This window comes from Mycolicibacterium sp. MU0053 (assembly GCF_963378095.1).
GTDB classification, from domain to species: Bacteria; Actinomycetota; Actinomycetes; order Mycobacteriales; family Mycobacteriaceae; genus Mycobacterium; species Mycobacterium burgundiense.
Genome location: NZ_OY726397.1, coordinates 1558705 through 1572167 on the forward strand (window position 1 = coordinate 1558705; position 13463 = coordinate 1572167).

Sequence of the window (13463 nt, forward strand, 5' to 3'; positions counted from 1 at the left end):
CGGCGGGTAGTTGCCCGAAACACCGCCGTCACGATGATCTGGACGCCGGCATCGCAATCTCGATGCCGGCGCAGCGAAACCTCGAGGGTCAGATCTTCTTCATGTAGAACGGCATCCGGATGTGCGGCCATTGGTTGCGGCCACAGGACCCGCTCGGCCCCGTCGTGACGTCCTCGCCGGTGTATTCGTTGGACTTGGCGTCGACACGGCCGTCAGGGCCGACGGGGTAGATCAGGTACGACTGCAGACCTTCGATGGGTGCACCGTCCGCGCACCACCGCCATTCCGGCACCGCCCGCTTGACGTACCAGACGCCGCTCTTGGTGTAGATGGGGGCGCTCCAGCCGTGGTCACTTTGCACGGTGCCGACGCAATCCACCGGCGTGGTGCAGGTGGTGCTGATCGTCCAGGTGCTCCGGGTCACGGGTTGTTTCTCGTAGCGATCGTTGACCTTGGCCCATTCGCCGTTGGATGAGGTGGCGAACGTGCCGTTGATGCCCCATTCCGCGGCGCCGGACACTGCCGGGTTGGCGAGTCCGCCGACCACCAATGCCGCTGCGGCCGTTGCGGTCACAGCCGCCTTCGTCGCCGAGATCAATGTGCGCTCCTGCCTGCAGCGATAGCCTGGTTCTCAAACGAGGAGAATATCACTACCGGCCTGGCGTCGATACGGGCTTCAGACAAACTCGACGTCGGCGATCTTGAGTTCGCCGCCCTCCCGCCCCAGGGTGACGGCGATCCGGAAGCGCTGTGGATCCTTACGGGCATCCTCGGCGTTGGTGGCCTGCGACTGGGCCGCGACCAGCACCACCGGCGCATCGCTCTCGGTGTTCTCCACCGCCACCGAATCGACGGTGACCTCGGTGATGACCTTGGCGTCTTCGAGCGATGTGATCAGGCCGTCGGCCTGCGCCTCGAATTCCTCTTTGAAGCTGCCGGTGGCGCTGTCGATGACGCGTTGCACGTTCTCCTGGGCATCGGTGAAATCCAGCGACATCAGGTTCACCACGCCTTGCCGGGCCACCGCCGCGTATTCGGCCAACCGGGCCCGCTCCTGATTGGCGCCGTGATGCTGCCACGCCATGGCGCCGCTGAGCCCCAGCAGTCCACAGACGGCCAGGAGCGCCGCCCCCAGGGCGAAAGGACGCCACGGCGGGGTGTTGGCCCCACCCGGAGCGGGCGGGGGCTGCAATGCCGGGCCGGACGGACCGGCGGCGTCGACCGCGGGGGCGATGCCGGCCTCGGCTTGGCGGCGCAACAGGGCCGCCCGCGCGCGTGCGGCCTCGGCGCGCGCGGCGGCCAACGCGGCCTGGGCTTCGGCCTCGTCGACACTGGCCTGTTTCAGCGCGTCGAGTGGCTCGGCGGGTGCAGTGTCACCGGTGCCGGGCGGGTCGTCTGCCATGGCGGGTCTGCTCCGTCTGTCGGGTGGTGGCGCTGCGCTAGCAGCGTCTCTTGGATGCAGCGTAGCGTTCGCCGGTTGCCGTGCCGGTCGGGATGTCGAGTATCTTCTCCGAAATGAAGAGTTTCGTTTCCGGCTGTGCGAAGGTAGACGCGTGCGCGTAATGGTGATGGCCGCTGCCGCGGCGACGGTGTCCGCGATGCTCAGCGCTCCGGCCGGAATGCTCACTGCGCCCGAAGCGCAGGCGGGCCCGCAGACTTGCAACGACGCCTTCTGTGTCCCCGGGATCACGCCGAATGTGGTCCAGGGGTCCTACTGCGAGAACACCACCTATTACGTCTTCGGGACCGCGGTCGCAGGTCCGTCGACCAAGCCCGGCCGCCTGGTGTTCTGCGGAACCCCGCGCCGGTACGAGCCGAGATGGTTCCGGTCGCCCCCGATCGCGGGAATCCGCGACGAGAACAGCTCGTGCACCGGCAGCCTGCACATGGTTGCCCAGGCGCCCGATGGATTGTTCCTCACATGCGTGTCGATGAACGGTGAATCGTTGTGGCGGCGCGGCGACACGATGCCCGTCGTCCAGTAAGGGGTCGGGTTCGAGTCGGCGGGCCGCTGGAGCAGCGGCCTGGTCCGAATGCCGCTCTACCAGTTACGGATTGAGCACAGCGCGCCCTTGGGGCCGCTGTCGGTCTTGACCACCACACCGTCGACCGCGAGCTCACAGCGGAATTCCGGCGTCGGAAACTCCAACGATTCACCGCTCTGTACGGTCACCATCGCCCACATGCCCGGGTCGGCCAACATCGCGTCGAGCACCCAGGGCTTGTCGGGCGCGATATCGACGTCCGCGCGCGGGCTGAACATGTACGGGTTGTGGCTGTAGTCGGAGAACACCGCGGGCTCGGCGTCGCGGTAATAGATGTGCGCCCAGATGGGGCCGGCGGCACTGACGGTGTACCGGACATGGTGCAGCACCGGCTCATTGGCCATCGCGGGCGTGGCCGCACCGATCGAGCCGCCGAGTATCGCAAGGGCTGCCGCAGTGGTTGCTAGTGCGCGCATGGTCACATCCTGGTCAAAGAGATCGGGTAGGTGAAGCTTCCGCCGGGCGCACCATCGCACCCGGTCGCGAACGAGGACACCATCTCGCCGGCCAGCGTGTCGCGGTGCCAGCGGTAGACGTCGTGGGTGGGAATCGTCGGCCCGTAATAGATGTCGCCGCACCGCAGGCCGAAGGGGTCGTCGATGGTCATGGTGTAGAAGCCGTCGTCGCCCAGGACGGCGTCGGCTTGGATGTACTTCGCCTTGGCGACCGGCTGCGGAATCGTCTGGATACGGATGCAGGTGGCGCCCTCGGCGGACACGCCCTTGCACGGGGTCAGCGCCGAGAAAATATAGGTGTGGAAGTCGCGCCGGTCCGGGATGTGCAGGTTGTAATTGCCGAAGTACATCGCGGCCGCGGGGGGAGCGGATACCAGCGCTGCGGACATTAAAACGACGCTGGCCATCGCGCTCAGCACGGACCGGATGGACTTCACGGATTCCTCCACGGTTCTTCGAGTGTCCGGCTGACTATAAAGCGGGACTGGAGGTCATCGGGCCGAAACCGGAATCCCGCCTTCGCCGCACCGGAGATTGGCATTCTCGCAATCGGAGAATAGCATCATCGACGACGGTGAGGAGTGCACATCCCGATGCGAACAATCCCCGATGAACTCGTTCGGCGGTACCTGGAAAACGGGTGGTGGACGCCCGACACCCTGGGCGATCTGCTGGCCCGGGAACTGCCGGCGGGAGCCGACCTGGAATTCCGCGTGCATTCGAAGGTCCGCCCCTACCGAGGGACCATCGCCGAGGTGGAGTCGACCGCTCGGCGGCTCGCCGCGGGGCTGTACCGGCGGGGCGTGCGCGCCGGCGACGTGGTGGCGATGCAGCTGCCCAACTGGGTGGAGGCCGCCGCGACGTTCTGGGCCTCGGCCTTCCTCGGTGCGGTGGTGGTGCCGATCGTGCACTTCTACGGTCGCAAGGAGCTGACCCACATCCTCGGCGATGCCCAGCCCAAGGTGTTCATCACCGCGGAATCGTTCGGGCGCATGAAGTTCGAGCCGGACCTTGCCGCCGACATCGAGATCGTGGGCGTGGTGGGCGGCGACCAGCCGACCTTCGACGACCTGCTCGACGACGTGGCCTTCGAGGGTGTGCTGCCCACGGATCCCGCCGCCCCGACGTTGTATGCCTACACCTCCGGAACCACCAGCGCCCCCAAGGGGGTCATCCACAGCCACCACAGCCTGGTGCACGAAACCCATCAGCTGGTCGGCCAGAACATGACGGACACCGGCAAGCAGCTGATCGCGACGCCGGTCGGGCACTTCATCGGGATGGTCGGGGCCTTGCTGATGCCGGTGCTGTCCCGGCAGCCGATCCACCTCACCGACGTCTGGGATCCCGGCGTCGCACTGGCATTGATGATCAGCGAGGGTCTGGCGATCGGCGGTGGTCCGCCGTACTTCGTCACGAGCCTGTTGGACCATCCCGACTTCACCACCGAGCACCTCGCCGGTGTCCGCACCGTCGGTCTCGGCGGGTCGACGGTACCGATCGCGGTCACCAAGCGGCTCACCGATCTCGGCATCAACACGTACCGCTCGTACGGCAGCACCGAGCACCCCTCGATCACCGGCTCCCGCTGGGACGCGGCGCAGGACAAGCGGCTCTACACCGACGGCTGCCCGCTCTCCGGGGTCGAGGTCAAGCTCGCCGAGGACGGCGAGATCCTGTCCCGCGGCCCGGACCTGTGTCTGGGCTACACCGATGATGCGCTGACCGCCAAGGCATTCGACGCCGACGGCTGGTATCACACCGGTGACATCGGCGTCCTCGACGACGATGGCTATCTGACGATCACCGACCGCAAATCCGACATCATCATCCGCGGCGGGGAGAACATCAGCGCGGTCGAGGTCGAGGAGGCGCTGCTGGCGATCCCGGGTGTGGCCGAGGCCGTCGTGGTGGCCTCGCCCGACTCACGCTACGGCGAGCACGCCACCGCGGTGCTGCGCATGCACCCCGGCCACGACCTGCCCCGACTCGACGAGGTGCGGGCGCACTTCCAGGCCTGCGGCATGGCGCGCCAGAAGTGGCCCGAGGAGTTGCAGAAGGTCGACGATTTCCCGCGCACCGCGAGCGGCAAGGTGCAGAAGTACAAGGTGCGACAAGGAGTCGGTTGTGACCGGTAAGAAGCTCGTCATCGGAGCCAGCGGATTTCTGGGTTCGCATGTTACCCGCCAACTCGTCGAGGCCGGCGAAGACGTCCGGGTGATGCTGCGAAAGACCAGTTCCACCAAGGCGATCGACGATCTCGACGTGGAGCGCCGCTACGGCGACCTGTTCGACGACAACGCGATGCGCGCAGCCATGTCCGGCTGCGATGTCATCTACTACTGCGTGGTGGACGCCCGGATGTGGCTGCGCGATCCGGCCCCGCTGTTCCGGACCAACGTCGACGGGTTGCGCGCAGTGCTCGATGTCGCCACCGAACCCGAGATCGCCGCCGGACTACGCAAATTCGTGTTCACCAGCACCATCGGCACGCTGGCGATCAGCACCACCCGGCTGGTGACCGAGGACGACCCACGCAACTGGGATCAGGGCGGCGCCTACGTCGAAGCCCGGGTGGCCGCCGAGGAACTGCTCTTCGACTACGCCCGGAACAAGGGCTTACCCGCCGTGGCGCTGTGCGTCTCGACCACGTACGGCCCCGGCGACTGGGCGCCGACGCCGCACGGTTCCCAGGTCGCGATGGTGGCCGCGGGCAAGGTCCCGTTCTACCCGGACTTCGGCCTGGAGGTGGTGGGCATCGAGGATGCCGCGCGCGCCATGCTGTTGGCCGCCGAGAAGGGCCGCAACGGCGAGCGGTACATCATCTCCGATCGCTTCATGACCATGCGCGAGATCCAGAACGTCGTCGCCGACGCCGCCGGGGTGCGCCGGTCCCGGATCAAGGTGCCGCTGAGCATGTTACGAGTGGCCGCCCGACTCAACGATGTCGCCGCGCGGCTGCTGCGCCGGGACCTGATGTTCGCCTCGGCCGGTCAACGGATGGCCGAGTTGATGTCGCCGCTGGACCACAGCAAGGCCGAGCGCGAACTGGGCTGGAAGCCCGAACCCGTGGAGGAGTCGCTGGCCCGCGCCGTCGCCTTCTTCCGCGCCCAATCTTCTCGCCCAAACTCACCTTTGGGCCGATAAGTTCGAGGAGTGACTTCCGGCATTTCGTCGATCTCGGCGCGGGGCCGTCAGCTCGCGGACTGACCGGTCGCGGCGTGGTGACCGGCGCGGAAGCCGAACACCATGGCCGGGCCGATGGTGCCGCCCGCCCCACCGTAGGCGCGGCCGGTGACCCCGGCCATCGCGTTGCCGGCGGCGTACAGCCCCGGAATCACCGAGCCGGACACGTGCAGCACCCGGCCGTCGCGGTCGGTGCGCGGGCCGCCCTTGGTGCCCATCGCTCCGAGTGCGACTGGGACCGCGTAGTACGGCGCGGTGTCCAGCGGGCCGAGGGTGCGTCCGGCGTCGGTCGACGCGCTGGGATCACCCCAGTACCCGTCGTAAGCGCTGCTGCCGCGGCCGAACTCGGGATCGCGCGGATCCTCGCGGTCGACGGTGCGGTTCCACGCGGCCAACGTCTGTGCCAGCCCGTCGGCGTCGATGCCGGTCTTGTCGGCGAGTTCGTTGAGGTCCTTGGACCCGCAGAACCAGGCCGGGGCCGCCTCGCCGGGTTCCACGCCCAGGAAGCCGTAGCGCTTCAGGTGCTGATCGTCGAAGACGATCCAGGCCGGGTCGTTGACGTAACCGTCGCGCGGGTGCAGGTACTGGAAGGCGCCGGCCATCGAGTTGTAGTCGCAGGCCTCGTTGATGAACCGCCGGCCGGCTCGGTTGACGATGATGCTGCGCGGGCGGGTCCGCTCCAGGCGCACGCTGCGGCTGCGCTGGTGGCCGTCGATGGTGTCGTCGGGGATCTGCACGATCGGCACCCACCAGGCTTCACCCATGTTGGCCAGATCGGCGCCGTGGGCCATCGCCATCCGCAGCGCATCGCCGGTGTTGGTGGGCGGCGACACCGGACCGTGCATGGGCCCGCGCAGGAATGCCTCGACCAGCGCGGTGTCCCACTCGAATCCGCCGTTGGCCAGGATGACCCCGCGGTGGGCTCGCACGTTGATGGTGTTGTCGCCGGCGCTGATTCGCACCCCCGCGATGACGCCGTCCTGCGCGAGCAGTTCGGTCGCCCGGGTTCCGGTGAACGGGGTGATCCCGGCATCGAGCACGCCCTTGAGCAGTCCGGCGATCAACGCGGTGCCGGCGACGACGATGTCTCCCGAGGTGTCGTCGATGTCGGCGTGCAGCCGCGCTCGGGTTTCGGCGTCGATACCGACGTTGCTGAAGTCGGGCGGAAACGACGTGATCCGGTCGCGCCAGAGCGGGATCCGGTTCAGGTCATAGGGGATCGGCCCCAGCGAGCGCCCGCCGCCGGGTCGACCGCCGGGCAGTTCGGGCTTGTAGTCCGGGAATCCGGTGGCGATCTCGAACCGCATGTCGCTGTGCGCCTCGACGAAGTCGATCATCGCGGGACCGGTGCGCACGAAGGTCTCCACCAACGCTTCGTCCATCGCGCCGAAGGACTGGGCGCGCAGGTAGGCCATGGCGTCCTCGACGGTGAGGTCGGCATCGGGGGCCCGATGGTGCGCGGGGATCCAGGCGATCCCGCCGGACACCGCGGTGGTGCCACCGACGGTCTCGGCCTTCTCGTAGACGTCCACTCGGACGTTGCCTTGGCCGGCCACGGCCGCCGCCAACGCGGCGGTCAGCCCGGCGCCACCGGTGCCGAGTACCACCACGTCGGTTTCCCGGTCCCAGTTGGTTGCGTCCTGTTCCCTGATGGTCACGGCGCCAAGTCCTTTCGATATACGACGGTCAAGGGTCAGCTCAGAATCACCGACAACTCTTCGGCTGCCCGGATCACCGCGTCGCGGCCGTGTTCGACGACGTCCTCGCGATGGGAGATGAGGTTGAGGCAGGTGGCCGGTGACGGCGGCAGTCGGTGCACCGGGACGGCCAGGCCGTAGGTGTTGGGTTCGATTTCGCCGTGGGTGATCACCCACCCCTGTTCCCGGGTCAGGGTCACCAGATCCCGTTCTCCGGGTCGGGGCGGCATGCTGGCCAGCAGTGCGATGCCGGCCGCACCGCGGTCCAGCGGGTACCGGCTGCCCTCATGGAAGGACAGTTGGTAGGAGACCTGGGTGGGCACGATGACGGCGATGGCGACCTGCTGGTCGCCCTCGGCCACCAGCATCGAGACGGTGGTGGACAGCTCGTCGGCCAGCGACCGTAGCCGCGGCAGGCACACCTGACGCAGGTTGTTGTCGAACGACGCCCCGAGCGCCACCAAACCGGCGGCCGAGCGGTATCGGCCGTCCTCGGCCTTGGCCACCATCCGGAACTGCGCCAGCGTGCTCAGCAGGCGGTAGGCGATCGTCCGGTGCACGCCGATGCGCTCGGCGACCTGTTGCGCGGTCAAGCCGCCCGGGGTCGACGCCACCACCTGAAGCGCGATCAGTCCCCGGGCCAGCGTCTGCGAGCCCGGTGCGCCCGTGGCGACAACGGTTATCGGCTGCTCGGTCGCGGCAGATCCTCTCTTGACAGACATCACTGCGAGAGTGATGCTCTATACATAGTGCACATCGATGTACGATATTAGCACACATCGATCTCACCAAAAGAGAATGACGTAATCGCTGGCAGAAAGGCATTTTGTGGCTGAGTTCGAGAGCGTATGGAGCGATCTTCAGGGCGTTCCGTTCTCGCAGGGGTACCTGGATGCCGGGGGTGTGCGCACCCGATACCTGCACGCCGGGGATCGGGAAAAGCCGACTTTGGTGCTGCTGCACGGCTCCGGCGGGCACGCCGAGGCCTATGTGCGTAACCTCGCGGCGCACGCCGAGCACTTCTCCACCTGGTCGATCGACATGCTCGGGCACGGCTACACCGACAAGCCGGGCCACCCGCTCGAGGTCCAGCACTACGTCGAGCACCTGTTGGCGTTCTTCGATGCCATCGGCGCCGACCAGGTCTACCTGTCCGGGGAGTCCCTGGGCGGCTGGGTGGCGTCGCGGGCGGCCGCGGAGCACCCCGACCGGATCATCCGGTTGGTGCTCAACACGGCCGGCGGTTCCCAGGCCGATCCCGAGGTGATGAAGCGCATCATCACGCTATCGATGGCCGCGGTCGAGGATCCGACCTGGGAAACCGTCCAGGCCCGGATCAAGTGGTTGATGGCCGACAAGTCCAAGGATTACGACGACATCGTCGCCAGTCGGCAACGCATCTACCGGTTGCCGGGCTTCGTCGCCGCGATGCGCGACATCATGGCACTGCAGGACCCGGAGATCCGGGCCCGGAACCTGATGGGCCCCAAGGACTACGGCGCCATCACCGCACCCACGCTGGTGCTGTGGACCAGCGACGACCCCACTGCTGATGTCAGCGAGGGCAGTCGGATCGCCTCGATGATCCCCGGCGCCCGCTTCGAGGTGATGGCCGGCTGCGGGCATTGGCCGCAGTACGAGGACCCTGACACCTTCAACCGCCTGCATGTCGACTTCCTGCTGGGGAGGGCGTAAGTGGCGGCCAGCAGTCCGGACAACCCCGCGGTGGTGATCGTGGGTGCCGGCCCGGTCGGCCTCACCCTGGCCAACATCCTTGGCCTGCAGGGTGTTCGGACGCTCATCGTGGAAGAGCGCGAGACCCTGATCGACTACCCGCGCGGGGTCGGCCTGGATGACGAATCGTTGCGCACCTTCCAGTCGATCGGACTGGTCGACGCGGTGCTGCCGCACACCGTGCCCAATCAGATCCTGCGGTTCTTCGACGCGAACCGGCGGTTGCTGGTCGAGATGGCCCCACCCGATGCCCGGTTCGGCTGGCCCAAGCGCAACGGCTTCGTCCAGCCGCTCGTCGATGCCGAATTGCTGGTCGGCATCGACCGATTCGAGCATGTCGAGGTGCGGTGGGACACCCAGATGACGACGGTCGCCGAGACCGCCGACGGCGTCACCCTCGGCCTGACCGCCGGGGACGGCACGACCTCGCAGGTGCACGCGCGCTATGTGGTCGGTTGCGACGGTGGCCGCAGCGCCACCCGACACCTGATGGGAGTGTCCTTCGACGGCACCACCTCGCCGACGCGGTGGGTGGTGATCGATCTGGCCAACGACCCGCTGGGCCATCCCAACAGCGAGGTCGGCGCCGACCCGGACCGGCCCTACGCCTCGATCTCGATCGCGCACGGAATTCGCCGCTTCGAGTTCATGATTCACGACCACGAATCCGACGAGTTGGCGTCCGAGCCCGCGTTCGTCAGCAAGCTGCTGGCCACCTTCGTCCCGCATCCCGATCGGGTGGACATCATCCGGCACCGCGTCTACACGCACCATTCCCGCATTGCGGGGGCCTTCCGCAAGGGTCGGCTGATGCTGGCCGGCGACGCCGCGCACCTCATGCCGGTGTGGCAGGGGCAGGGCTACAACAGCGGCATCCGGGACGCCGCGAACCTGGGCTGGAAGCTCGCTGCCGTGGTCAACGGGCACGCCGACGACGGCCTGCTCGACAGCTACGACACCGAGCGGCGCAAGCATGCGCGCGCCATGATCGACCTGTCCACCATGGTCGGCCGGGTGATCTCCCCGACCAATCGACGCATCGCGGGGGTGCGCGACAGGCTGATCCGGACCGCTTCGATAGTCCCGTCGCTGAAGCGCTACGTGTTGGAGATGCGGTTCAAGCCGATGCCGCGTTACGAGCAGGGCGCGGTGGTGCACGGCAGTACACCGCCGGCGCCGAGTTCGTCGGCCGGCACGCTGTTCATCCAACCGCGCGTCGACACCCGCACCGAGCAGAACGTGCTGCTCGACGACGTCATCGGCCCCGGCTTCGCGGTGCTGTGCTGGAACAACGATCCGCGCCGGCTGCTCGGCACCGAAACGTTGGAGCGCTGGAAGGCGTTGGGCACCACATTCATTGCGGCCCGCCCGATCACACAGTTGCACTGGCGGCCGGACGACGAGCACACCGACGACCCCGACGTGACCGTGGTCGGCGACCGCACGGGCGCGCTGAAGGGGTTTTTCGACGGCCACACCGACTCGGTGTTGTTCCTGCGGCCCGACCGCTGCATCGCCGCGGCCTGTGTGGCGCAGCGCGCCGCCGAGATCAGCGACGAACTGTTCGCCGTCCTGCACGTCGGCGACTCGAGGGCCTCGGAAGGCGGTGAGAACCATGGCGCCAATCGCACTGTGCTGCATGTCGCACAGCCCGCTGCTGAATCTTCCGGGACCGCCGGCTGAGCTGCTCGAGGACATCAGCGGCGCGCTGGCCGCGGCCCGCGAGTTCGTCGCCGAGTTCGACCCGGAACTGGTGGTGATCTTCGCCCCCGACCACTACAACGGCTTCTTCTACAAGCTGATGCCGCCGTTCTGCATCGGGACCGCCGCGGTCGGCGTGGGGGACTACGGCACCCAGTCGGGTCCGCTCGATGTTGCCGAGGACATCGCGACCGCCTGTGCCACTGCGGTTCTCGACGCCGGGGTGGACGTGGCGATCTCGGCCGGCATGGAGGTCGACCACGGCACGGTCCAGCCGCTGCAGACGCTGTTCGGCGACGCCACGGCCGTGCCCGTCATCCCGGTCTTCCTCAACTCGGTGGCGACCCCACTGGGACCGATGCGCCGCACTCGCGCACTGGGCACCGCGATCGGTGAGTTCCTGGCGACGCTGGACAAGCGGGTGTTGCTGCTGGGATCCGGTGGACTGTCCCATGATCCGCCGGTACCGACGTTGGCCACCGCGCCGCCGGCCGCGCTGGACCGCATTGTCCGCGGCGTCGCGATGAGCCCCGAGCAGCGGGCGGCCCGGCAGGACGCGGTGATCGCGGCCGCGAACTCCTTTGCCCACGGCGACTCCCCGCTGCAGCCCCTGAATCCCGACTGGGACCGGTCCTTCCTGGACCTGCTCGACGGCAACCGGCTCGACGAGGTCGACGCCTGGACCAACGCCTGGATCGCCGCCGAAGCCGGCAACTCCGCGCACGAGGTCCGTACCTGGGTGGCGGCGTTTGCGGCCCTGGCCGCCCGGGGACCCTATGCGACCGCCACCCACTATTACCGCCCGGCGCCAGAACTCATCGCCGGGTTTGCGATCCGAACGGCGGTGCCCCGATGACGGCGACGAACTCCGGCAGTGAACCCAGCGGCGGCTTCGACCACGAGGTCGACGTGTTGGTCGTCGGCAGTGGCGGCGGTGGCATGACCGCCGCGTTGACCGCCCAAGCCGCGGGCCTCGACGGGCTCGTGATCGAAAAGTCCGCGCACTACGGCGGTTCCACCGCGCTGTCCGGCGGTGGAATCTGGGTGCCGGGTGCGCCCTCGCAACGCCGGGAGGGTTATACGCCCGATCCGGAGGAGGTCTTCGGCTACCTCAAGCAGATCACCGGTGGCTTGGTCAGCGACGCCCGGCTGCGCCAGTACGTCGACGCGGCCCCGAAGATGATGCAGTTCCTGGAGGACCGCAGTCGCTGGTTCGAGTTCGTGTGGAAGCCGGGCTACGCCGACTACTACCCGGAGTTGCCGGGTGGCTCGGAGCTGGGCAGCACCATCAACGTGCCGGCCATGGACCTGCGCAAGCTCGGTGCCGAAGAAGAGCACCTGTTGCAGCCGCTGGCCCTGGCGCCCAAGGGCATCTGGTTTGCCCCCAAGGATCTGCGGCTGTTCTATCAGGTGCGGCAGAACTGGCGCGGCAAGGCCGTGCTGGTGAAGCTGATCTGGCGGATGTTCCGGGCCAGGGTGTTCGGTGATCGGATGGCGGCCATCGGCCAGTCGTTGGCGGCGCGGATGCGGTTGGCGCTCAAGGAGCACGACATCCCGCTGTGGCTCGAGAGCCCGATGACCGAACTCATCACCGACGGCGACGGTCCGTCGGCGCGCGTGATCGGCGCGATCGTCGAGCGGGACGGTCGCAGTCAGCGGATCGGGGCGCGGGCCGGGGTCATCATCGCCTCGGGCGGCTTCGACCACGACATGGACTGGCGGCGCGAGTACTTACCGGAGGTCGAAAAGGATTGGAGCTTCGGCAATCCCGCCGCCACCGGTGACGGCATCCGGGCCGGCCAGAAGGTGGGCGCCGCCACCGAACTGATGGACGAGGCGTGGTGGTTCCCGGCCATGTGCTGGCCCGACGGCCGCCTGCAGTTCATGCTCAACGAACGCATGATGCCGGCGCAGTTCGTGGTCAACGGGGCGGGTAAGCGCTTCATCAACGAGGCCGCGCCGTACATGGACTTCGCGCACGCGATGATCGAGGGGCAGCGCTCCGGGGTCACCCACATCCCGGTGTGGCTGATCACCGACAAGCGGTCGTTTCACCGCTACGTGGTCGGCGGCCACCTACCGATCCCGAAGATCCCGTTCGCTCCGGTGCCGACGGGCTGGAAGATCCCGAAAGCCTGGCTGGAGTCCGGCATCGTCAAGGAGGGGCACAGCTGGGAGGACCTGGCCGCCAAGATCGACGTGCCCACCGCCGCATTGCGCGAAACCGCCGAGCGCTTCAACGAACTCGCGCGCCAGGGTCACGACGACGACTTCCAGCGCGGAGACAGCGCCTACGACAACTACTACGGCGACCCGACGTTGCCCAATCCGAATCTCTACCCATTGTCCAAGCCGCCGTATTACGCATTCCAGATCATCCTCGGCGATCTGGGCACCTCCGGCGGACTGCGCACCGACGAATTCGCTCGCGTGCTCGATACCGAGGAGCGGCCGATCGCGGGCCTGTACGCGGTCGGCAACGCCGCCGCTGCGGTCATGGGCCGCAGCTACGCCGGTGCCGGTGCCACCATCGGCCCCGCGATGGCGTTCGGCTATGTCGCCGCCCGCCACATCGCCGAAGACCGCCTACCCGACCGACTCCAACGACCCCACGACAACGTCCGCAACGCCTGAGGAGGCACTCC

At 67.8% G+C, this 13463-nt stretch carries 13 protein-coding genes; 7 read left to right on the top strand and 6 right to left on the bottom strand.

Annotation, left to right across the window (positions count from 1 at the left end; all coding sequences use genetic code 11):
• Positions 1-88: 88 nt before the first annotated feature.
• Both RCP80_RS07425 and RCP80_RS07430 read right to left on the bottom strand, forming a co-directional pair.
• Entirely contained in the window at positions 89-574 is a 486-nt protein-coding gene (locus RCP80_RS07425) for an Rv2253/PknI dimerization domain-containing protein (RefSeq protein ID WP_373693465.1), read from the bottom strand.
• A 102-nt stretch (positions 575-676) separates the two neighbouring features.
• Entirely contained in the window at positions 677-1402 is a 726-nt protein-coding gene (locus tag RCP80_RS07430; RefSeq protein WP_308481723.1) for an Rv1363c family protein, read from the bottom strand.
• Between the two features lie 160 nt (positions 1403-1562).
• Between RCP80_RS07430 and RCP80_RS07435 the strand changes: the two genes are divergently transcribed.
• Entirely contained in the window at positions 1563-1985 is a 423-nt protein-coding gene (locus tag RCP80_RS07435; protein WP_308482738.1) for a hypothetical protein, read from the top strand.
• Between the two features lie 56 nt (positions 1986-2041).
• Here the strand turns inward: RCP80_RS07435 and RCP80_RS07440 are convergent, their stop codons facing one another.
• Together RCP80_RS07440 and RCP80_RS07445 are read right to left on the bottom strand one after the other, a co-directional pair.
• Positions 2042-2461 (bottom strand): Rv2576c family protein, encoded by a 420-nt coding sequence (locus RCP80_RS07440; protein WP_308481724.1) that lies wholly within the window; start codon positions 2459-2461, stop codon positions 2042-2044.
• A 2-nt stretch (positions 2462-2463) separates the two neighbouring features.
• Entirely contained in the window at positions 2464-2889 is a 426-nt protein-coding gene (locus tag RCP80_RS07445; protein WP_308481725.1) for a hypothetical protein, read from the bottom strand.
• Positions 2890-3093: 204 nt separating this feature from the next.
• Between RCP80_RS07445 and RCP80_RS07450 the strand changes: the two genes are divergently transcribed.
• The gene (locus tag RCP80_RS07450) at positions 3094-4638 is read left to right on the top strand and encodes an AMP-binding protein (protein WP_308481726.1); all 1545 of its coding nucleotides are present in this window, start codon (positions 3094-3096) and stop codon (positions 4636-4638) included.
• Positions 4628-5647 carry an NAD-dependent epimerase/dehydratase family protein gene (locus RCP80_RS07455; protein WP_308481727.1) on the top strand — a complete coding sequence of 340 codons (1020 nt, stop codon included), beginning with the start codon at positions 4628-4630 and terminating at the stop codon, positions 5645-5647. The genes RCP80_RS07450 and RCP80_RS07455 overlap by 11 nt, the downstream gene beginning before the upstream one ends.
• Before the next feature lie 47 nt (positions 5648-5694).
• Here the strand turns inward: RCP80_RS07455 and RCP80_RS07460 are convergent, their stop codons facing one another.
• Positions 5695-7344: an FAD-dependent oxidoreductase gene (locus RCP80_RS07460; RefSeq protein ID WP_308481728.1), complete on the bottom strand. Its 1650-nt coding sequence runs from the start codon at positions 7342-7344 to the stop codon at positions 5695-5697.
• A 35-nt stretch (positions 7345-7379) separates the two neighbouring features.
• Positions 7380-8105 carry an IclR family transcriptional regulator gene (locus RCP80_RS07465; RefSeq protein ID WP_308481729.1) on the bottom strand — a complete coding sequence of 242 codons (726 nt, stop codon included), beginning with the start codon at positions 8103-8105 and terminating at the stop codon, positions 7380-7382.
• Positions 8106-8211: 106 nt separating this feature from the next.
• Here RCP80_RS07465 and RCP80_RS07470 point away from each other — a divergent pair, with 106 nt between their 5' ends.
• Genes RCP80_RS07470 through RCP80_RS07485 form a run of 4 tightly spaced genes read left to right on the top strand, consistent with a single transcriptional unit; the run spans position 8212 to position 13452 of the window.
• Positions 8212-9078 carry an alpha/beta fold hydrolase gene (locus RCP80_RS07470; protein ID WP_308481730.1) on the top strand — a complete coding sequence of 289 codons (867 nt, stop codon included), beginning with the start codon at positions 8212-8214 and terminating at the stop codon, positions 9076-9078.
• On the top strand, positions 9079-10800 hold the full coding sequence (locus RCP80_RS07475) for a bifunctional 3-(3-hydroxy-phenyl)propionate/3-hydroxycinnamic acid hydroxylase (RefSeq protein ID WP_308481731.1): 1722 nt from the start codon (positions 9079-9081) through the stop codon (positions 10798-10800).
• Positions 10757-11674 carry a 3-carboxyethylcatechol 2,3-dioxygenase gene (locus RCP80_RS07480; protein WP_308481732.1) on the top strand — a complete coding sequence of 306 codons (918 nt, stop codon included), beginning with the start codon at positions 10757-10759 and terminating at the stop codon, positions 11672-11674. The genes RCP80_RS07475 and RCP80_RS07480 overlap by 44 nt, the downstream gene beginning before the upstream one ends.
• Positions 11671-13452, top strand: a complete 1782-nt coding sequence (locus tag RCP80_RS07485) for an FAD-binding protein (protein WP_308481733.1) — start codon at positions 11671-11673, stop codon at positions 13450-13452. Before RCP80_RS07480 ends, RCP80_RS07485 begins: the two co-directional genes overlap by 4 nt.
• Positions 13453-13463 lie beyond the last annotated feature (11 nt).

Coding starts and splice junctions, on each gene's coding strand:
- RCP80_RS07430 (WP_308481723.1), bottom strand. CDS start 1,402: ATGGCAGACGACCCGCCCGGCACCGGTGACACTGCACCCGCCGAGCCA.
- RCP80_RS07450 (WP_308481726.1), top strand. CDS start 3,094: ATGCGAACAATCCCCGATGAACTCGTTCGGCGGTACCTGGAAAACGGG.
- RCP80_RS07445 (WP_308481725.1), bottom strand. CDS start 2,889: ATGTCCGCAGCGCTGGTATCCGCTCCCCCCGCGGCCGCGATGTACTTC.
- RCP80_RS07485 (WP_308481733.1), top strand. CDS start 11,671: ATGACGGCGACGAACTCCGGCAGTGAACCCAGCGGCGGCTTCGACCAC.
- RCP80_RS07435 (WP_308482738.1), top strand. CDS start 1,563: ATGGTGATGGCCGCTGCCGCGGCGACGGTGTCCGCGATGCTCAGCGCT.
- RCP80_RS07465 (WP_308481729.1), bottom strand. CDS start 8,105: ATGTCTGTCAAGAGAGGATCTGCCGCGACCGAGCAGCCGATAACCGTT.
- RCP80_RS07480 (WP_308481732.1), top strand. CDS start 10,757: ATGTCGCACAGCCCGCTGCTGAATCTTCCGGGACCGCCGGCTGAGCTG.
- RCP80_RS07440 (WP_308481724.1), bottom strand. CDS start 2,461: ATGCGCGCACTAGCAACCACTGCGGCAGCCCTTGCGATACTCGGCGGC.